Raw genomic sequence first — 20,374 nt, 5'->3', positions numbered from 1 at the left:
GAGTGAGCTGTACGCCGCGGTTGGTACGGATAAATAAAGTGGTATTCAGCTGTTGTTCCAGACAATTCATGGCCCGGGTAATATTAGGCTGGCTGTTGTTTAACGCCTGGGCCGCCTTGGTAAAGTTGTGGTATTTTGCCACATAATAAAAGATCTTATAATACTCGAAATTAACGTCCATAATATTTTTTCTTTTTTGACATGTCATATATTTATTTCAGCCATATCAATTTAAACTCATTTTCGGTCACTCCTCTTCCAAAACATTTTCATATAAAAAACGTCTTTCCTCAAACAGATGAAAAGACGTTTTTGCTCATATCATTATCTTATCAACAGGCATGGAGATGTTATCATTGGACGCAATAAGAGTGCTGTGCAAATTATATATTTCTCTAAACATGCGTCAATACCTCCTTGCTGACTTTTCTTATATATATTTATAAATGGTCATCTTTACTTTCTCAATATCCAAAGGTTTTGCCAGATGTGCATTCATTCCAGCAGCAATACATTTTTCAGCGTCCTCCTGAAAAGCATTTGCTGTCATGGCAATGATTGGAATTGTCTCAGCATCAGGATGTTTCAGTGACCGGATTGTTTTTGTCGCAGTAAGCCCATCCATTACAGGCATCATGATATCCATCAGAATTGCGTCAAAATAACCTTCCGGTTTCTCCTGAAACATCCTGACCGCCTGCAGTCCATCTTCTGCAACTGTCAGATTTGCACCTTCATCAGACAACAGAGTTTTCGCAATTTCTGCGTTCAGTTCATTATCCTCCACCAGCAATAAGTTTAATCCACTAATATCCATCTGTGCTGCTGTTTTCTTTACTGTATCTGGTGCGGAAGCAAGTTTAAACGGAATTCTGATAATAAAAGTTGATCCGATTCCTTCTTCGCTTTTTATTTTAATTGTTCCGCCCATTTTTCAATCAGGCCTTTTACAATCGACATTCCCAGTCCAATTCCCTGTTGTGTACTTCCAGAATCATTCCTTTCCTGCGAAAACGGCTCAAATATATGCTTCAGATATTCCTTACTCATGCCAATGCCTGTATCTGTGATCGTCCATTCATATGTCGTAATTCCATCCACTACTTCTGTATAATCCAACACCGTTATTATCTTGCCGCCAATCCGGTTATACTTAATACAGTTTCCATAAATATTAAGAAAAATCTGTCTCATATGCACCGGACTTCCATAAATAAAAGGATATCGAAGCCCTTCTTTTTTTGAACGGAACTGCATTTGAATTCCTCTGTCTTTTGCCCGCTGTTCTATGATAGTCAGAACATCCTGACTTAATTCATTAAAGTTGATGATTTCCTGCGTTAGCGGTACATTTCCATCTTCGATTTTGCTCATCTGAAGAATATCATTAATAAGTGACAATAGATAATCTGCGGCTACCTGCATTTTTCCGAAATTTTCCAGAACCAATTCACTGTCATCAAAATGCTTCTCAGCAATCTTCAGCAATCCGATAATGCCATTCAGTGGGGTTCTCATATCATGAGACATCCTGGAGAGAAAATCAGACTTGCTTTTATTTGCTTTCTTTTCACTTTCCAATGCAATTGATTTGTGCATGAAGTCATTTTTATCCAGCATGAGATTCCAATGTTCAATGGTTCCGTCTTCCTTTATTACTTTCTGTCCACGATCTTCGATGTATTTGTATGTGCCGTCCTTACAGCGTATCCGGTAAATAGTAGCATAATGATCGGAATGCGTATATTGATTTAATGCATCTGCAAGTCCGACCTTTACGTCATCTGGATGAGCAAGACCGATAATATTACCGCCAGAAGCGTCCATCAGTTCCTTCGGTGTTGCGTAACCGAGCATATTTGCAAATTGTTCTGAAACATATTTAAAAGAATATTCCGGGTCATCATTACTGATTTTGACACCGCCAGGGATGGATACGGTAAATAACTCCAGCTGACTTTGCAGTTTCTTCGTTAATTCTTCGATCATAGCCGTATGCTTTTTCTCTTCTTCCAGAAGCTTCGCATACTCTCTGTTTGATTTTTCCAGTGCCCTCTCTTTTTCCTCTAAGCGATAATGTTCTGTACGGTCAAGAACATAATTGACTGCAATGATATCTCCGGTTTCTTCTTCCCGGTACAGGGCCATGTGATCTTCTGCAAGCATGGGCTCAAAAGTAGCAGTCCTGGTCCAATATCGGAATGATATATGCCGTTCACCATTTTCAAAACGCTTTAACAGTCGTTCTCTGTCAAACTCGTGCAGAAAATCTTGAAGACCTTCTTCAGGTATGGTCAATGCCCATGCATCCACCAGACTCTGTAAGCTTGAATTTTCCGGCAAACCTAATTGTTCATTCAGATTATATTTTTTTCCATTAACTACCTGATACATGGAACCACGTACAATATTCTTTGTGAGATTGATCACGCAGTATCCATCGGCAATAGCAAATACCGACTCTTCCAAAAAACGGTTATTAATCATATCCTGACTCATACTTGTTTATCTCCCTGTAAATTCTCTGATACAGATTATATCCTTATCCAAATATATCCGTCAACAAAGAGTTTTTACATTGTAGAATGAAAATTTACACGCTCATCAGTAGTATTTGCAGGATTTAAAAAACAGGAACATTTCATAAATTTCTCAGCTATATGGCAAGCCGGGAAGTCGGGAAAATAGCAATTCAGTAAATGTACTGAAAAAGAGTGGGGTGAGTGGGGATAGTTGCCAATATGGGGATGTTGGGGTAAAAGAAAAGCCATGGTTCGTGCCATGACCTTTCAAAAGAACATTTAATTTCCGCTTGCAACTCCGGCAAGTTTTACTGTCACATCATAAGTAGACGAATCATCTTCAACAGATTTTCCGTTGACGCAATCAGCGTCTGTTCCTTCCATCCAGATATACACATGAACGGCAATTCCATCATATCCTACATTTGTTGTATTTTTCTATTTTATAATGTCAAAATACCCGATAATTCCTATGCATACGTCTTTCTTCATAGGCGACCACAGCGTATGCAATTTCAGTTTATACATCTGACTATTATTTTCCAACGTCGTTTTTATCTGCACAGAGATTTCTTTATTTTGTACAGATGTCTGGTGTAACAAAACCCGAATAGATGCAGAAGATTCTTTAGAGCTGTAATTACATTTATAAATATGCCCCCGAATCCTATCTAAATATTAGGACATTTCAAGAAAAGCAGGAACTCTTCAAAGGAGTTTCCTGCTTATTTTTATTACCATTATTTTTTTACACCAATTAGTAATAGCCATCTATGATCAAACATGATTTGTGAATCTTTATTATATGGTGAAAACCGTTTTCTACCGCCTTCCAATTCAGCTTTCATCAAATTTGTTATCTCTTCTTGCACATCTTCCGAAGTATCAGTCAGTTCCATCCAACTTTTTAGATTCACCGGCACCAGAGTAGTTTCTTCGCATTGCAGTGCAAAATCTTTCTTGAACATTTCTTCAAATTCTTCCCTGCTGAGGATTCTGGTATGAGAAGGATCACGCATATTTTCAATCTTATCATCAATTTCCCGTAAAGGCTCCTCGGCAGCTTCCATATCCCAGACCACCATCTTTCCCCCTTTTTTCAAGACACGTTTCATCTCTTCAAAAGGTTTCTCAGGATTGTCAAAATGATGGAAAGAAAGCCTTGTGATCACCAGGTCAAAGGTTTCGGGTTCGTATGGAAGTTTTTCGGCATTACCACTTTGAAAGTAAATATTTTCTATATGACTTTCTTCGGCAAGTCTGATTCCCTGTGCCAGCATTTCTTCCGTCATATCCAGACAGGTAATATCCTTTACATAAGGAGCCAGAGCCCTGCCACAAATACAGGTCCCGGCAGCTACTTCTAATGCATGTTCTTCTCCTGTTGCTGCGATTTTCTGAATCAGATAGTCTGTATATTCCACTTTTGACATATGATATGCTACAAATTTTTCAGCCTGTTTTTTGAATGACTGTCTGACTATATCATTATGATTCATTTCAAACGCCTCCTATCCTGTTCTTTGTTTTCTTATAATACCATAAAAACGGGATAAATGACTTAACATACAATATAAAATATATTATATTTAAAAAGAATATGTTAAAGCACAGTTTATGTCCAATAAAATACTGAACGGAGGAATATAAAATGGGTGATGCAAGTATTATTGTAAGACTGCTTGCTAATGGTCATGTTCAATACGGCTGGAGTGGAAATGGAGGGTATTTTAGCATGGTAGGAATTAGATTGCTATTATGGTATCAAGAGCCTAAAAATGTAGAATATCTATTTTCACTTGGGCAGACATCATTAATCGGAAAGATTGGAAGTGAAAAAGGCGGTTTTAACTGGTATGAAACTCATTGCCCTACAGGAGAGCCGTTCTGGCTAGATAATACGGAAAGAATGATTTTTAGTAGAATTTAGTTCATTATGTTTCAGTTCTATAAGCAACTGCTGATGATCGTCACAAGTTGTTTTTGGGGAGTCCGTGGCAGTAGTTTGGGAAGCTGCTGTCAAAGTGTCCAAAAAGATTTCTCTTAGTATACTGTCACCCCCAGCGGTTACAGATATAATTTTTATAAAATACATTAAGGGCAGACACCAAAAACCGAGGTCTTTGATGTCTGCTCTCTTGTAATTAGAATGAATCACCTGAAGACATATTTAGAATGGATTACTTGAAGCCGGGGCTTTTATTGAAGTGATCAGATCCATCCATTTATACATATACCAGTTTCCGTCCTTAGATGATTTATAAACATCGATCCATTTACCACTGTCAGAAGCCTTGCAATAGATAAAGGCTCTATACTGATCAGGAGATGGTATGGAAGGATTTGCCGGAATGTATATCTGATCTTCATCTACTACAGAATCCTGAGTTAATGTAATTGAATAAGGCTGTGAAGGTGTGTAGTCATTCGCCGGAGTTGCACCATTTAAGAATGCATTTCCAAGATAGAGATACTGTTTACTCTTTTTCATTTGCTCTGCTAATCTCTGCTTCTCATAAACAGATAACTGCTTATTGCATAAATATCCGATCATTTCTTCGCAATCTGTCTGATTTTCCGGTTTCCAGGTCCGAAGTGACATGACATAAAGAGCGAGCACCTTATATCTCCCATCATCACCGCTGATGTTATACTGCTTCAATTCTTCCACGTTTGTTGGAATTGTGCTGAAAGTATAGGTATAAGTATTCAGAGGAATCTCAATCACTACAGATTCGCCAGCTTCATTCTTGACTGACCGCTGCCCTTTTATAACTGCTTTCGAAAGAACTGGTTCAGTCTGAGGCTTTGTTTCCATGGTAACTGTAACTGTGCATGTAAGAACAATCCCTGCATCTACTTTGATTTCTGTTGTTCCAACATTAATTGCATGTACCTTTCCCTGACTGTCTACCTCTGCAATATTCTTGTTTGAACTGGTCCATACGGGCAGATGCTTAGGATCCTGTACGCTAAGCTGATAATATTCACCTTTACGCATGCTTAAAGATGTTGCACTTAGTACTGGTGTTTTTGCTGGAGCTGTGGTAGGTGTTGCTGTAGGCTCTGCCGGCGGATTTACCGGAGCAGAAGGTGTTGTAGGTGCTGGCTTTGCAGGTGCTTTTTTACTCTTAACAGTAACCTTACACTTGTATGTTTTTTTGCCAACCTTAGCTTTAATATATGCAGTTCCTTTTTTCTTTGCTGTAACGACACCCTTTTTATTGACAGTTGCCACTGATTTCTTTGTGGAGGACCATTTCACTTTCTTTTTTGTGCCTTTTACCTTTAAACGGTATTTCTTGCCCTGGGTCAAGGTAAGCTTTGTTTTGTTCAGTTTGATCTTCGCGGCACTTACAGATGTGGTATCCACTGCCAGACACATTACTACAAGTAAGAATGTAGTAAGCAGTACGCTGGCTTTTTTTAATGATTTTTTACCATTTCTCATAAGCATTTTCTCCTTCCTTATAAGCAATACTGTCCTTTTTATTCTTATTATACATAGTTGCTTCTGATTTGCACTAGCACTTCTGACAGTAATCGAAAAGGATTATAAAAATGCTGCTATGCATATATCATTTATTCATCTGCCTGCTCTGCCAATTTATTTCCTCTACAACGTATAACAATCATATCGAATCGCTTTTCCGCTTAACGTATAAGAAGGCTTCCTTCCTGCCAGAAAATCACTTTTCAGCGGTCGTTTTACAATGATCTTATCCGGGTCTGCGCTGATAGCGGCGTCGAAAAGGTCGGTCTCTTGGGAGCATGGGGGCTCCAGCTTCTGGATGAGCTGCAGTTTTTTGTTGATCAGGCTGGACTTTTGTCTTGCGGGGAACATGGGATCCAGGTATATGACGTCTACAGGATCCAGGAGTGCGGGCATTAATTCCACGCTGTTGCCTTCTGTCACTTTCATGCGGGCAGCGATCTCTTTCAATACGGGCTGCTTCTTTGCCCGGCGCAGGGCATCCTTTAAAAGAACAGCAATCACTGGATTCTGCTCATACAGAGTTACCTCATACCCCTGGGCTGCCAGAAGAAATCCATCCTCTCCCATACCTGCTGTGGCATCTATTGCCTTGCGCCCTGGCTTTTCTGATTTGGAAGCCCGTACCAGCATTTCATGCTGTAATCTTCCGTTGGTCACCCGGTGAAGCATATTTTCGAAATCCCCCTGATAAGCCAGACCATATCCGGTTAAAGAAACACCTTTGGAATTAAAAAGCACCGTCAGGTGCTCTCCCGGCTTTTCAGAGATTGGGGTATTTGTGCGCCTGGAAAAAGCTTCAGCCATATCTCTTGCGCCACCTTTTTCAAGGCAAACTACAATTTTCTCACTCATGTTCTCTTCTCTTTCTTTGTATAATATAAGTATTATAATTGTTGGCTTCTTTCATTACATTTTCTCAATCAGCTTGGAGTACACATGTTCTACAAACCATGGTTCTGTAGATTTCTTCAGCGCTTCTTCAGGGGAAAACCAGGCGACACCGCTGTTCTCGTCGGCTTTTATGGAGACAGCTTCCTCAGAATCTGCTTCCAGCAGATATGTTACATTCAGATGTAAATGGCTGGACACATATTTGCCCTTTTTCACATGTCCATCTACTGTAAGGGATTCCAAAGAAAAAATCTCCTCAGATACAGGACTGACATGGGAAATCCCCGCTTCCTCTTTCACTTCCCGAAGGGCAACTGCAAGTAAATCTGTCTCCCCGTCCGCATGTCCTCCCAGCCAGGACCAGGAATTATAAATATTGTGATAGACCATGAGAATTTTGCTTTTATCCTGATTTACCACCCAGGCAGAAGCAGTCATATGTGCTACCGTGTTTTCTCTGGAAAAAGCATTGGTATTATTTCTGATCCAGTTCAGAATAAGCTGCTTATCCGTCTCTTCTTGTTCATTGAACGGGGTATAATACTCAATTTGGTTAAGTAGTTCCTGTCTGTTCATTATAGAGTGCTCCTTTTTATTGGTCTTGTACAATAGTATAACATAAGCAGATATTTATTTACACCTGAAAAGGAAGTATCTTTGTTATTCAAAATGCTGTTTAGCGTTTTCAAGATTGGTCTTTCCCTTTATCTTTAGCAACACCTTTGTTACAGTCAGCGCAGTGCCAGATTCGCTGCACAGAATTCTTGCCTGGGAGAGCGGGATATAGATCTGATTATCTTCTCCGGGGAGTATTGCAGCAACTTTACAGGGAAGACAGGACACTGGTGAAATATTATTCCCGGGATTGTCCATAGCCGTGAAACTACTGCTGGAAACGGAACTGCTGTATTCAGTAGAATTTTTATTTGAATCGATACTGTCTAACGTATATGTAATGGCAAGCTGTTCTCCCATCTTCAGATATTTATTCTGCTGTTTCTTTGAAATGGCATGTCCATTGGAGTCTTTCATATTTTCCAGAGAATTGCTCCCCAGGAGTAAGCGTGGAGTGTTTCCTAAATTGTCTTGCCCGGAAATTTCCGTAAAAGCATTCAGATCAATTCCACAAAATACGGTAGTTTTTGTATAGTCTTCTATTTTTATGGTTACTGGAATTTCCACAACTGGCCAGATTTCCTGAAGCCCATTTATTTTCGAAGCTTTTTTCAGGAAATTCTGGTCGTAACTGAGATTTCCAAGGGAAATTAAGATTGTATACTGCTGCTTCTCTTTCTGTATTTCATAGGTAAGCCTGAGAAAAAAGAAAAGAGTCAGTGAAATGAGAATCATCAGAAAGCAGGTGAAACCGTTTATTTTTTTCTTTCTCAACGGGATGCCGCCTTTCTTGCTTCTTCCAGAAGGACAGATTTTTTATGTAATCTGGACATGAGAAACAGAATGATGATGATAAGCAGAACCGCCAGAATTGCAAAAATGGAGTACCACCAGCTGTTAGTCTCTTCCTGAGAATCCTCAACTTTTAGAGACTGAATTTGGGATTCCTTGATTTCGGAGGAAAAATCGACAGCTGTCTGGTAGGAGTTACCTGTGGAATCTTCGTAGATGAGAATCAGTTTTCCTGTAATTTGATCTGGTGAAATAGATGTATTCTGAGAAGTAGCATCATTTTCATCTGATATATCTGATACATTGTCAGATAAACTTCCTGCTTCTGCAACAGACTGCGATTTAGAACTTTTATTTCCGGTGCTTCCTTTTACATATACTCTTATTGTACCCTCAGATGCAGTTCCCTCATCTACATTTCCCAGAAATGCAGTCTCTTTTGGAGATAATCCATCTGCTTCTAATTTCACTTTGGCATTATAGATTTTATCCCTTCCAAGATTCAATGCTTTCACAGGAATTTCTACAGTATCCATTGTATAAAATACCGAAGGAATGTCAGACACTTCTAATTCTGCACGTACAGGCTGTGACACGTTAAAAGTCAGAGTTTCTGTGCTATTGGCACTGGAGGCTTTGGAATCTTCATATTCCAGAGAAAACAGGATTGTTACCTGACCTGGCTCAGTATCTTCTGCGATAGATAAATTCTGCGTTAAAGTAATGGATTCGCCAGGTGTCAGCCTCTGTACATAAAAAGAATTTTTATCAAATTCAATTCCTTTTGTTTCTGTGGAAAGAGAAATTTTTAGTCCATATACGTTCTGACTGCGGCTTTTATTTCGAAAGGTTACGGACATTTCCCAGATGCTGCCAGCTTTTAGTGTCTGGCTGGAAAGATTACTGTCTTCCAATAGCAGCTGAGGCTTGTGAAGAACCTTTTCTCCGGAGGAACTACCTCCGTCTGTACTGCCGGCATAGATCTCTCCATAAGAAGTATCTCCGACACCCATAGCATCATCACCGGCAGGCTCTGCATTACTGCTGTCTGTATTGCCAGATCCATTTTCAATAATAACATGAATGGGATTATTTTTGGGGGAAGAATCGTCACCGGATATGAATCCGCCCAGATCCGGGTCCGGATTGGAATCCAGGGTAGAATCCGGCTCAGAATCAAAATCTGGATCCTGGTTCATATCTGGTACAGTTTCCGCTTCATCTTCAAAAACTGTTTCTGTATTTTCAACATCAGCCTCCTGTGCAGAAACTGCAAATGGGGATATAAGAAACAGGATACTGGCAATTAATGCAGTAATCAATAAGATGCAGTCTGTTTTAACGGAAAATACAGAATTTTTTTGTAATCGTTTTTCTTTCATGTTCAGCCTGTCCTTTCCTTCAGGATTCCTCCGTCCATTTCATATACATGGTCACAGAGAATACGGATATCTTCTTCGTTATGACTGGCGAGAAGGATGGTCTTACCGGCAGCTTTCAGTTCCAGAAGAAGCTCTCGGATCTCCGCTACGCCATGTTTATCCAGTCCGTTGAAGGGTTCATCCAAAATGAGAAGACGGGGATCCTCCATAATGGCCTGAGCGATTCCAAGACGCTGGCGCATTCCAAGCGAATACTTTCCAACCGGTTTTTTCATATCGGGATCCAGGCCGACTTTTCGAAGAATAAGGCGGATATCTGCCTTGGAGATCAGTCTCTGCATATTTGCCAGAATTTCCAGATTCTTCATTCCTGTATATTGTGTAAGAAAACCTGGCGTCTCGATGATAACGCCAAGGCTTTCCGGAAAATCGGTGTCTTTTCCAATCTGTTTTCCTGATACATGGATGGTTCCGGTTGTAGCCGGCAGAAAACCACAGATACATTTCATAAGAACTGTTTTTCCGGAACCATTATTTCCAACAATGCCATATACCTGTCCGTAATTCAGATCAAGATTTACTTCTTTTAGAACAAGGTCTTCACCGAAACGTTTAGTAACATGACTTATTTGTACACATGGAATTGACTTTAATAATTTATTGTGATTTACACTGTTCATATAATCGTTTTCTTTCCAATTTAAATCCTTTTAATTTTAGATCCTTTCAATTTCTCAAAGGCAGGACTATATTTTTATTTTCAGAAAAGCGGTCTGACATCTCAAATTTCTTCAATTTTATCATATAGTACACTTCCCAGAACCGGGATCAGTACAAGTAGAAATAATAACAAAAATAACCATAAACCAGTCTGGTATGGTCCCCAGTTTCCAGAAGGAGTAATCCATTCTGGCGGGTAAAACCAGAGTTGTTCTTTAAAATATCGTTGGTGTAAAATAATTCCGAAATAATAACTTATAAAAGGAATTCCGTAAGCCATATAAGCAGATTGACACAGAGTTCCGCAGATACCTCCAAGGGTACTTATGATACCTCCAAGGATGCTCATGCGGAGAGCTTTCATTAGAAGCTTTGTCAGCAGATCTTTTGGAATATTTCCTTTTACTTCCATAGGATAAAATATAACAAAATTAACCAAAAGCACTGTTATGACTGCCAGTAACCAGACCAGAAAACCAGACATCAGAATAGAAAAAACCTTTCCTTCCACATATTGACTACGGCTGGTTCTGGGGAGAGCAGTTTTTAAAAATCCGCTTCTATACTCCTGCAGGAAAGAATCACTCCAGGTAAGCACTGCTGCTATGGGTAAAATAAAAGATACAATCTGACCTTTTATAGCGCTATCCAGAAGGTCTATAAAAGCACCACAAGTCAAAGGTTTCTTCAGACTGGGGTAGGTTTGTCCAAAGAGAAGAGCTGCACAAGCAATCAGCCAGGCTGCCAGAAAATTTTTGGATGTAAGCATACGTTTCATCTCACCACTCATGATTTTTCCCCCAGAAATTCAAACGGATATTTCTTCATTCTGCGAAGCGCCAGAATAACCAGTATTACTACCAGAATAAGAAAAAATACACAGGATTGCCAGAGCTTTGGGAGTAATGGATCATAGCCCAGATTATGTTTCCCATAGACGGCCTGGTTTAAGGGACTGATCCAGCAGATCAGTACGTTTATCTGATACATCTCATACTTTTCTTTATGTAAAACAGCTGCCAGTACATTGGGATCCAGAAGAAATCCATAGATACTGTAAAACAGACCAGCTATCATGCCTTTTGTTTTTCCTTTGTAGAGATTCCCCACCAGAATTACAAAACTTAAAGTCAGGGAATAGCAAAAAAGCAAAAGGAATACCTGCAGCATACAGCCATAAGGTGAAATGCTTTCCATAACACGTACTGTAGACGGCACCTGCAGATTCTTTCCAAGATCAGAGTATCCAAGCATTGCTGCTGTGTCACTCCACAGATTGCCTGGATAGCTGTCCTTCATGCACAGCACAGAAGTAAACAAAAGCATAAAACATGTATATAAAATCGTTACGAATGTAATATAGACAAACTGGCCTAAGAGCCATTTCTTCTTGGTGGTACGGATCAGCTGATAAGGAGTGACTGGTGTCATTTTCGGCAGGTCGGAGAACAGCAAAAGCAAAAGCATGGAACTTAGAAGCACTGCTGTTCCATCCCCGAAGGTCCACAGGAAAGGTTCAATTGCCTGTACAGGCGTATTGTAGTTATCCATAACAACCATGATTCTTCCTGTAAGCAGAAAACTGAGCACAAATTCCAGAAAGAGGATAAAAATCACTTTGGGATTACGGAAAAAGCCGAAGAAATTGTAGCGAACAATTCCAAGTGTCTGCTTCATATCAGTATCCCAGACTACGGTCTATAATACTTCCGTCTACTGCATTGATGGTAAGAAAGCTCCAGGTAGGCCAATCTGTCGTATCTGAGTAGGTTTCACCATCATATTCGGAGTCAATCTTGCGGGATCCGAAGAAATCCCAGACCGGAACCAGAAGACCGGTATGGGCATCTGTGGATGGCTCATAAATTCTGGCATAGCCAAGAACGATACGGTCAATATTGAATCCCCTGGAATTTTCATAGGTAAGGTTGTCCGCGTTGGTGACGATCATCATTTTTTCGTAGATATTCATGATCTCGCTGAATGGAAGCAGGCTTAAATTCTCAGTCTTAGTTTCTCCGATGGTGTATGGATTGCAATAAGTCATGCTGTCGATTCCGTCTGCATTTACATAAAAATAAAGGTTTTCGTAAGCCCAGGTTTCCATAGTACTGTCCATGTCTTCATGCGCTCCACCTGCATCCATGGTATAGGTAAGCGGAGTGCCATTTATGGTACGGCTGTAGTAGATAACATAACCACTTCCGAGATAACTGGAGTTATCATCTGTTCCAAAGGACGTCTGAATCGCATAATCCCATCCGCATTGGTTTAAATCGTCAAGGCCCATGGCATCTGCTTTTTCCTGGGCTAATTTCTTCGCATCATCCAACGAAATTCCAATAGATTTTTCAGTAGGTTTTTCATATGGACTGCTGCTGGAATAATCGGACCAGACAGCATCAGAAGGGATTTCTTTACCGTCTTTTTGGGCTATCTTCTGGATTCTTACTTCCAAAGAATAGGCTCCCCAGGAAGAGGTACGATAAGAATATTGGGAGCCGTCATCTAACTGGGCGATACCGGTAAAAGCATTGTCCTCCATAACTTCACCAGTACTGCTGTATGTCTGTACTCCCACGGCAGGTCTTCCTTCTACCAGATTTCTCGTTTCAGGTGCAGATTCATACTGGCTTTCCCAATAATCAATGTCATCGTAAATATCATATACGAGATTGCCATTATCATCGGTTCCCCAATTATTGGGATCCAGATTACCGTTGGCAACATCTTCTTTTAATTCATCGATTTTTTTCTTGATCTCATCCTTTGTCTGTACATAATAGCTGTCTGCAGTGTAAATCTTCGCATTTGAGAAAAAGGCATCCGTGATACCATCAAGAAGATCCTGTGTGACCGCAGCTGGTGTAACAGAAATTGCAGATATCTTTTCCACATCTGGTATTTCTACAGCTGCATCCGTATTTACCACAAGCTTAGACGTGTCGTCTGTTACCTGACTTTTGTAAGTCTCAGGCGCATTGATCAGGTCGCGGATAGTGGTTCTGGCAGCTGAGGCATTATCCGGGTGAACGTTAGTGGAGGCAGCAGTATCACTTGTACCAGTACTTTCAGAAGCAGTTGTCTGATCAGCGGAGGAGGCATTTCCTGCCATATTGACATCCCTGTCATCCGCTTCTTTGTAAGAATCCAGTGCTTTATTTCCCTTCTGCCTTACAAGGGAAGATTCTGGTGTCTGTGCACATCCCGCTAACATTCCCATGCAAAGAGTAAGTCCGATTATTCTTTCTATATTCTTTCTCATTTGTGTGAAGTCTCCCTTTCGATGTTTGAACATAACCGGAGGCCCAGGGGAACAGGCGTTTGATATTGCTCATAGTAATCATCCGGTCATGTTCTGATATAGATTATAGTACTTGGAATTACACCAAATCTTCCGTAAATTGTAACTGAATTGTAATCTGGCAAAAAATTCGTTACCATTCAATGAATACACAGGTTCCCTTTCCTATTTCACTTTCAATTTTCAACTGAAATCCATGTATATCTGCGATTTTTTTACAAAGTGCAAGTCCAAGTCCCACACTTCCATTGGCCCGGGAACGGGATTTGTCAACCATATAAAATGCCTCTGTCACTTTATCAAGATCTTCAGCCGGGATTCCTTTGCCAAAATCCCGGACCATCAGTTTCTCAGCCGTTGCTTCCAGTATGAGTCTGGAATTGTCCGCGGAGGCTTTTACTGCGTTGTCAATAAAATTGTTTACCAGACTTAACATAAGATCTTTGTCAAAGTTTTTATTCAGATCAGCAGGTTCACACTGAAGTTCCAGACAGATATTCTTCTCTTTCAGACGACAGAGGTTAAGCTGTCTTGAATCCTCCAGAAAAGATTTCACTGAATTTTCTGTTGGGGCAAAACGTGCCTCCCCAGTTTCATATAATCCGGTAAGTTCCAGCATTTTTACCGAAAGTCGGGACAGCCTGCGGCATTCACTGGAAATATAGGAGAGAGCTCTCTCCTGCTGCTGTCTTTGCAGGCGCACTGTGAGAAGGGTATCTGCATATCCCAGGATAGAGGTCATAGGTGTTTTCAGCTCATGGGCAAGACTTCCCATTAACTGTCGTTGTGTATGGTTTACAGTGGAAAGGCATTCAATCTGTTCTTTAACCTTGGAGGACATCTGATTAAAGCTTTTGCCAACCTGCGCCAGTTCCGTATCTCCTTCCGCAGGAACTTGTATATCATAGTTGCCTTCAGATACAGAAACCGCAGCTTCCCTTAATTTTGTAAGGGGTGCCATAATTTTCCGCAGGCTGAAAAAAAGAATTGTTCCGGTTAACAGAAGAAGAACCAGCGTCAACATACCCGCCTGATAAAAAAGAATCCTGTTACTCTCCAGAACATCAGAAACGTCTTTATAAGTGACAATCTGATAATTCAGATTTGTAGTTGACTCTGTGGAGGAATAAAAAAAAAGCAACAGTGTTTTACCGTCGGCTTTGCTGATAAGGGGATCACAGATATAAGTATCCGCGTCATACCATTTTCCGTGTAATTCCACTTCTCCCAGTTGTTCCTGGATTCCCTGAACATCGAAGTCATAGGCGGTACCGTTGTAAAGTTCTTCATCATTCTGATATAGAACAGCACTGTCATGGAAAATCTGTCGGAAAGCGTAGATAAGAATTCGGTTTCGGACTTTCTCATCGGAATTAGCGGACTGACTGCTTGTAAGTCTTAATTTCTCCTCAAATTGTAAAAGATTATTCTGAAATTTGGTATATTCATAGTTATTGATATACTGAATACTCTGATTCTTCCAGCGATATGAAGTATAGAAAAAAACAGCGGAGGATAAAATCAGGATCATGCAGGCCACCTGTAAAAAGATTTTTGTAAAAAGCTTCAAAATTCCACCTCCAGTCGGTATCCAATGCGGGGAATGGTTTTGATCCTGTCCTGCCAGCCCAGCTTCTTGCGGATACGTCCCACATGTGCATCTACTGTTCTTGTTTCTCCTTCGAATTCTACGCCCCAGAGACCGGCCAGAAGCTGCTCTCTTGTAAGAGCTTTATTGGGATTGCTGACGAACATCATAAGGCAGTTGTATTCCATTGGTTTCAGGTAAATTTCCTCTCCATTTCTGGTAACGGTATGGCTTATGGTGTCTATGGTAATATCGTCAATCTGTATCTGCTCCTGTACATTTCCGTGACGTTCCAGTACTTTCTCCAGGCGGACCATCACTTCCAGCATCTCGAAGGGCTTTACAATATAGTCTTCGGCACCTTCTTTAAGGCCTTTTACTTTGCTTGCGATGTCGGCTCTGGCGGTGAGAAAAATGACGGGAATGCCGTAGTGATTCAGTTCTGGTAAAAGGGTATATCCATCTTTTCCAGGGAGCATAATATCTACAAGGGCGCACTGGAACTCATGATCCCAGGCAATTCCTTCGCTGGCGTCATTGCCGTCCAGGTAGCTTACGGTCTGGTAGCCGGTGACTTCCAGGTTCATGCAAAGTAAGTTATTGATTGCTGGTTCATCTTCTATTACAAGTATTCTGGCTTTCATTTCGGGTCCTTTCTTGTATACTCTGAAAAATAGTCCTTATTTGATGTACTGGTTCTATTATACATGTTTTGGTAGTGATAAATGTAACCATATTGTAAAAAGCAGATATAGGGAAAAGTTGTGTGCGTTATTGATGGAAATGTGGCAGACTTTAAAGCTTTGTAGATATGGAGGCAGTTCCTTATACAATCGCCCACCTGAGATGGGTGGGGCGATTAAAAAATTATAGTATTTATTCAGCAGGTATTATTCGCGAAGTAGTAACTGAGAAGTACAGAACAGTTACAAATTATTTACATGGAAATCAGTCCAAATGCATTTGCTACAGAGCTAAGCAGGATAATTGCTGCAAATATCGGGCAAAGATATTTGATCATAAAGTTAAAAATCTTTTTTCTGCGGAAAGCTCTGCCTTCAGCTACTACTTCCTCCTCAATCTTTTCCACTCCCACTTTTCTGGAAATTAAAAGACAGGTTGCAAGTGCGGCAATTGGCATCATTATAGAATTGGTGAGGAAATCAAAGAAATCCAGAAATTGCATTCCAATGATTTTTACAAAACCAAGCGGTCCATATCCAAGGGAAGAAAGAGTTCCAAGGAGAATCATGATCACACCAACAATAACGGTTGCTTTCTTTCTGTGCCATCTCAGTTCATCCTGGAAGGTAGATACAGCGCTCTCCGTCAGGGCAATAGAGCTGGTAAGAGCTGCGCACAGCACCAGTACAAAGAACAGAATCCCAATGGGAGTTCCCAACCCCATACTGGCAAATACCTTGGGAATGGTGATGAACATAAGCGCCGGTCCCGCCTGTAAAGTATCCGGATCTCCGCCGGAGAATGCAAACACAGCCGGAATGATCATCAGACCTGCCATAATGGCAATTGCAGTGTCAAACACTTCTACATTCTTTGTGGAACCTTCGATAGATACGTCCTTTTTCATATAAGAGCCAAAGGTTACCAGAATTCCCATGGCAATAGACAGGGAATAAAACATCTGGCCCATGGCGGCTACCACTGTCATCCAGGAGAAATTCTCAATATTTGGCACCAGGAAATATTTCACCCCTGCAAGGGCACCTGGTCTTGTAACAGAGTAAACAGTGATGAGCACAGATAAAAATACCAGAATCGGCATCATAAATTTGGAAACGCGCTCTACTCCGTTTCGGACTCCTGCATAAATGATTGCAACTGTTAAAAATGCAAAAATAAGGAAACAGACCTCTGTGGAGGTACCATTCGAAATAAACTCAGAAAAATATCCGTCTTCTGCCAGCTTCTGGCTGTTACCTTTTATATATTCGATCAGATATTTGATAACCCATCCGCCGATAACGGAATAGTATGGCACGATCAGGACTGGAATGATGGCATTGATCCAGCCGCCAAAGGACAGCCATTTAGACTTTCCAAATTTTCCAAAAGCACCTACCGGGCTTTTTCTTGTCATTCGGCCAAGGGCGGTTTCGGCGACAATCATGGAGTAGCCAAAAGTAAGTGCCAGAATAATGTAAATCACTAAAAATATTCCACCGCCGTATTTTGCTGCAAGGTAAGGAAATCGCCATATATTTCCCAGTCCGACGGAAGCTCCGGCAGCAGACAGTACAAATCCCAGTTTACCGGAAAAAGTACTTCGTTCATGATGATGTTTTTCCATAAATTTTTCCTTCCAAATTCGTAAAATTTGTTTTTGCTTTTTATAAACTCCAACTCTTATGATGATAACATGGTTTTGTGTTAAAGGCAAACAATATATATAAAATAACAGCAATAACAAATAACAAATAATACAAAAACGAGGGAAAAATTATTGATTTTAATAAAATAAGATCTCATAATTAAGCTTATCAATTAACATATATATGTTATGGAGGGTGCGGATTATGAATGAAGAATTGTTTAACGAAGCAACGAAATCAAATGTTCTCACAAAGAAACTGATCGACCAGCTTCTGGAGAGCATGACCTACAGCAGCATTTCCTTTATCAACTGGACCATTGAGACTTTGTCTCTGATCAAGGCGCGTCTGCAGCGCGGAGACCGGATTACAGACGAAGTCAGCGGAGAGGTTTATACCTTATACTCTTTCCAGCAGTTTGTGGAGAAGAATTTTTCTACTTATATAGCAAGCCAGGTATTTAAAGAGACTTCTAAGCCGGAGAAAATTTACTTCTCTCTGAAACCGTGTGAAGAGGGATACAGTCTGGTTGCTGCTGATTCTGACAGTAATAAAACCTACTCCTGGATCTCAAGCCTGAGTAAACGTTTCTCATTGGTAGAAATGATCGCCACAGGAATTGTATATGTGAAAGATACACGTACGAATACTTATCAGCCATTTATTTCCGGAAATGGCAAATATTGTAAGTATGATAAAGAGAAGGGAATTCTTGTAGAAATTTAATTATATTAACTGCCAGAGCGTATTTGAAAAGGGCTTTCTGCAAAAACTCCCGCAAAGTGGGGCGTGCAGATTACGGGAATGATTTATCAAATACGCTTTAGGGTATCAGACATAACAGACGGACACAGATCGCAAGGACTGCTTTAGCGAAATTTCAGCAAAGAAGTCCTTGCAATCTGTGTCCATTTTATTACATTCTAAGTTTTTTATGAAACTCCCGAATAGTATCATTGCTGTTAAAAATAAACATTCCTGCAAATACCAGCAGGCTGATTCCTGTGCATACCACAGATGGGTATGGAAAACGGATCAGGTGAAGAAACATAAGGATCAGCGGTACGAGACCAGCAAAAGCAGCCTGAACAAGATAAAACAGATACTCTTCTTTTTCCAGCTTTTGTACTTTTACGATCACGGGTATAGAGCCAAGTACTGCAAGAGCGCCAAATGGAAGGACAAAATCCAGAGACCAGCCATGCCATCCGGTATATTTGTCCCACAGAACAGCGATAACAGTTACCAGGATCAACTGTATGATCTCGTTTTTTAAGATATTCCTCCGTTTGGCATAAGCAACCGCTACGATCAGCCATCCGCAAAGACAGCCAGCTGCGGCGAACCAGAACCAGTCCAGTTTTTCCCGTGTAAGGTAATTGATCATGCCGCAGAGAATTGCAGCTGCAATGCAGACAAAATTGAAAACCTGCACGATTCTCTGCGCCTCCTTTTTCTCTTTCAGGGAACAGCCGGGGAAATTATTGGTTTTTTCTGTATAAGGAATTTCTTCTTTTTTCAGCATGTTCAGAAAATTTCGCTGAATATTATCCTTGGGAAGCTTGGAGGTAAATCCAAGAACCATTTCGTTTTCGTAAGAACAGGAACAAAGCTGCATGGAGTTGGTACTTGCGAAAATTCCGAAACGGTCAATGTACTGGTTATACTCCTTTGGAAAACGAAGAATTCCAATATTGGAATAAACAGCCGTAATGCTTCTAGAGCTTAGGTTTGCTCCCAGCATAAGGAAATATTTCTTTATTTCCAGGGGAACTGCACGGATGACCGGATTTTTCTCCAGACGGACATAGCTATTCATATGTCTGGCAATTTTCTCTTCTACCAGTTCCGCGGCAAACTGCTCTTTCACATGAGCCAGAATTTCTGTAAAATCAGAAGTTTTGGAAAAATCATGTCCCACTTCTATCCAGCCAAAAAAATTTGCCATAGACTGTGAGGGAAAATAATTCCGCAGATTTACAGGTACCATAAGGGCAATGGGGCGATTTTGTCTGCTCTTGGGAATTTCCTCATGGATGGAACAAAGAAACATGGCTGTGATCAGAATGGTTATGGAGACACCGTATTCTTTTGCTTTTGCATGAAGCTCTTTTACCGGAAGTACAATCTCTGTAATATGCATATCCTCATGAAGCAGCCGTTCTCCCGGAAGTCTGACAGCGCGAGGTTTTTTCTCAGAATTTCCGGGAATATCCGAGGAATAATACTGGGAAAAGCTATCCTCCTCCTGATCACCGGGGGTGCTCATATCCGTGACTGGCAGAGAAGGCAGATCCTGTTCCGGGTGAGCCTTCTTCAGATAATTGCTTACCAGTTCCTGGAGAAAATGCATTGCCCCGGTACCATCTGTCAGTGCATGGAAAACTTCAAAATTGATTCTTTTTTCATAATAGCTGACCTGAAAAAGAAGATTCTTTTTGTCTGGAATATACAGCCTGCTGCATGGAGGCTTCTTCTCTTCCTTTACAATTGGACGAATATCCCTGTGTTCCAGGTAGAACCAGAATAATCCTTTTCGGAGAACCATCTGAAACAGAGGATATTTTTCCATGGTTTTTTCAAGAGCGGCCTGGAGAAGCTCCGGTTTTACATTTTCCTTTAGTTCACAGTAAAAACGAAATACTCTGGTATCATTTTTGCCAGTTACCAGAGGAAAAGCAAGGGCCGCATTATCCAGTTTTCTCCAGTTCGAATATCCTTCTTTCAATTT

19 protein-coding genes are annotated in these 20,374 nt (G+C 40.6%); 2 read left to right on the top strand and 17 right to left on the bottom strand.

Going from position 1 to position 20,374, the window contains the following annotated elements:
• The 4 genes from DW904_RS18640 to DW904_RS18620 all read right to left on the bottom strand — a co-directional run.
• Positions 1–181, bottom strand: a 181-nt coding sequence (locus DW904_RS18640) for a LysR family transcriptional regulator (RefSeq protein WP_147422288.1), incomplete at its 3' end; no start/stop codon positions are given.
• Positions 182–430: 249 nt separating this feature from the next.
• Positions 431–931, bottom strand: a complete 501-nt coding sequence (locus DW904_RS24255; protein WP_243110495.1) for a response regulator — start codon at positions 929–931, stop codon at positions 431–433.
• The gene (locus tag DW904_RS24250) at positions 910–2,499 is read right to left on the bottom strand and encodes a histidine kinase dimerization/phospho-acceptor domain-containing protein (RefSeq protein WP_243110494.1); all 1,590 of its coding nucleotides are present in this window, start codon (positions 2,497–2,499) and stop codon (positions 910–912) included. Before DW904_RS24250 ends, DW904_RS24255 begins: the two co-directional genes overlap by 22 nt.
• 763 nt (positions 2,500–3,262) lie before the next feature.
• Positions 3,263–4,021 carry a class I SAM-dependent methyltransferase gene (locus tag DW904_RS18620; RefSeq protein WP_118583509.1) on the bottom strand — a complete coding sequence of 253 codons (759 nt, stop codon included), beginning with the start codon at positions 4,019–4,021 and terminating at the stop codon, positions 3,263–3,265.
• Between the two features lie 152 nt (positions 4,022–4,173).
• Here DW904_RS18620 and DW904_RS18615 point away from each other — a divergent pair, with 152 nt between their 5' ends.
• Complete coding sequence (locus tag DW904_RS18615) at positions 4,174–4,452, top strand: hypothetical protein (protein WP_202187773.1); 279 nt, start codon at positions 4,174–4,176, stop codon at positions 4,450–4,452.
• Positions 4,453–4,692: 240 nt separating this feature from the next.
• Here DW904_RS18615 and DW904_RS18610 read toward each other — a convergent pair whose 3' ends face one another.
• From DW904_RS18610 to DW904_RS18555, 12 genes are all read right to left on the bottom strand, one after another.
• A complete protein-coding gene (locus DW904_RS18610) occupies positions 4,693–5,973 on the bottom strand; it encodes an Ig-like domain-containing protein (RefSeq protein ID WP_118583507.1) in 1,281 nt (426 codons plus the stop codon).
• 165 nt (positions 5,974–6,138) lie between these two features.
• On the bottom strand, positions 6,139–6,870 hold the full coding sequence (locus tag DW904_RS18605) for a class I SAM-dependent methyltransferase (protein WP_118583505.1): 732 nt from the start codon (positions 6,868–6,870) through the stop codon (positions 6,139–6,141).
• Between the two features lie 54 nt (positions 6,871–6,924).
• The gene (locus DW904_RS18600; RefSeq protein WP_118583503.1) at positions 6,925–7,485 is read right to left on the bottom strand and encodes an NUDIX hydrolase; all 561 of its coding nucleotides are present in this window, start codon (positions 7,483–7,485) and stop codon (positions 6,925–6,927) included.
• 84 nt (positions 7,486–7,569) lie between these two features.
• Positions 7,570–8,298 carry a hypothetical protein gene (locus tag DW904_RS18595; RefSeq protein WP_243110493.1) on the bottom strand — a complete coding sequence of 243 codons (729 nt, stop codon included), beginning with the start codon at positions 8,296–8,298 and terminating at the stop codon, positions 7,570–7,572.
• Complete coding sequence (locus tag DW904_RS18590; RefSeq protein ID WP_118583501.1) at positions 8,295–9,698, bottom strand: hypothetical protein; 1,404 nt, start codon at positions 9,696–9,698, stop codon at positions 8,295–8,297. Before DW904_RS18590 ends, DW904_RS18595 begins: the two co-directional genes overlap by 4 nt.
• 2 nt (positions 9,699–9,700) lie before the next feature.
• Positions 9,701–10,378, bottom strand: a complete 678-nt coding sequence (locus tag DW904_RS18585; RefSeq protein WP_173773824.1) for an ATP-binding cassette domain-containing protein — start codon at positions 10,376–10,378, stop codon at positions 9,701–9,703.
• Positions 10,379–10,479: 101 nt separating this feature from the next.
• The gene (locus tag DW904_RS18580; RefSeq protein WP_226841014.1) at positions 10,480–11,208 is read right to left on the bottom strand and encodes an ABC transporter permease; all 729 of its coding nucleotides are present in this window, start codon (positions 11,206–11,208) and stop codon (positions 10,480–10,482) included.
• Positions 11,205–12,095 carry a hypothetical protein gene (locus DW904_RS18575; protein ID WP_118583499.1) on the bottom strand — a complete coding sequence of 297 codons (891 nt, stop codon included), beginning with the start codon at positions 12,093–12,095 and terminating at the stop codon, positions 11,205–11,207. Before DW904_RS18575 ends, DW904_RS18580 begins: the two co-directional genes overlap by 4 nt.
• A gap of 1 nt (position 12,096) precedes the next feature.
• Complete coding sequence (locus tag DW904_RS18570; RefSeq protein WP_118583497.1) at positions 12,097–13,683, bottom strand: DUF6034 family protein; 1,587 nt, start codon at positions 13,681–13,683, stop codon at positions 12,097–12,099.
• 172 nt (positions 13,684–13,855) lie between these two features.
• Positions 13,856–15,292, bottom strand: coding sequence for a HAMP domain-containing sensor histidine kinase (locus DW904_RS18565; protein WP_118583495.1), 1,437 nt, complete (start codon positions 15,290–15,292; stop codon positions 13,856–13,858).
• Positions 15,289–15,954 carry a response regulator transcription factor gene (locus tag DW904_RS18560; RefSeq protein ID WP_118583493.1) on the bottom strand — a complete coding sequence of 222 codons (666 nt, stop codon included), beginning with the start codon at positions 15,952–15,954 and terminating at the stop codon, positions 15,289–15,291. Before DW904_RS18560 ends, DW904_RS18565 begins: the two co-directional genes overlap by 4 nt.
• A gap of 293 nt (positions 15,955–16,247) precedes the next feature.
• Positions 16,248–17,621 (bottom strand): sodium-dependent transporter, encoded by a 1,374-nt coding sequence (locus DW904_RS18555; RefSeq protein WP_118583491.1) that lies wholly within the window; start codon positions 17,619–17,621, stop codon positions 16,248–16,250.
• 226 nt (positions 17,622–17,847) lie between these two features.
• On the opposite strand from DW904_RS18555, the gene DW904_RS18550 reads away from it, so the two are divergent.
• Positions 17,848–18,369 (top strand): hypothetical protein, encoded by a 522-nt coding sequence (locus DW904_RS18550; protein ID WP_118583489.1) that lies wholly within the window; start codon positions 17,848–17,850, stop codon positions 18,367–18,369.
• A 190-nt stretch (positions 18,370–18,559) separates the two neighbouring features.
• Here the strand turns inward: DW904_RS18550 and DW904_RS18545 are convergent, their stop codons facing one another.
• Positions 18,560–20,371 carry a DUF6320 domain-containing protein gene (locus DW904_RS18545; protein WP_118583487.1) on the bottom strand — a complete coding sequence of 604 codons (1,812 nt, stop codon included), beginning with the start codon at positions 20,369–20,371 and terminating at the stop codon, positions 18,560–18,562.
• Positions 20,372–20,374 lie beyond the last annotated feature (3 nt).

The organism is Ruminococcus sp. AM42-11, from assembly GCF_003480145.1.
Taxonomy (GTDB): domain Bacteria; phylum Bacillota; class Clostridia; order Lachnospirales; family Lachnospiraceae; genus Blautia_A; species Blautia_A faecis.
Note: the sequence above shows the minus strand (reverse complement) of the source record. Positions and strands in the feature narration are given on the sequence as shown.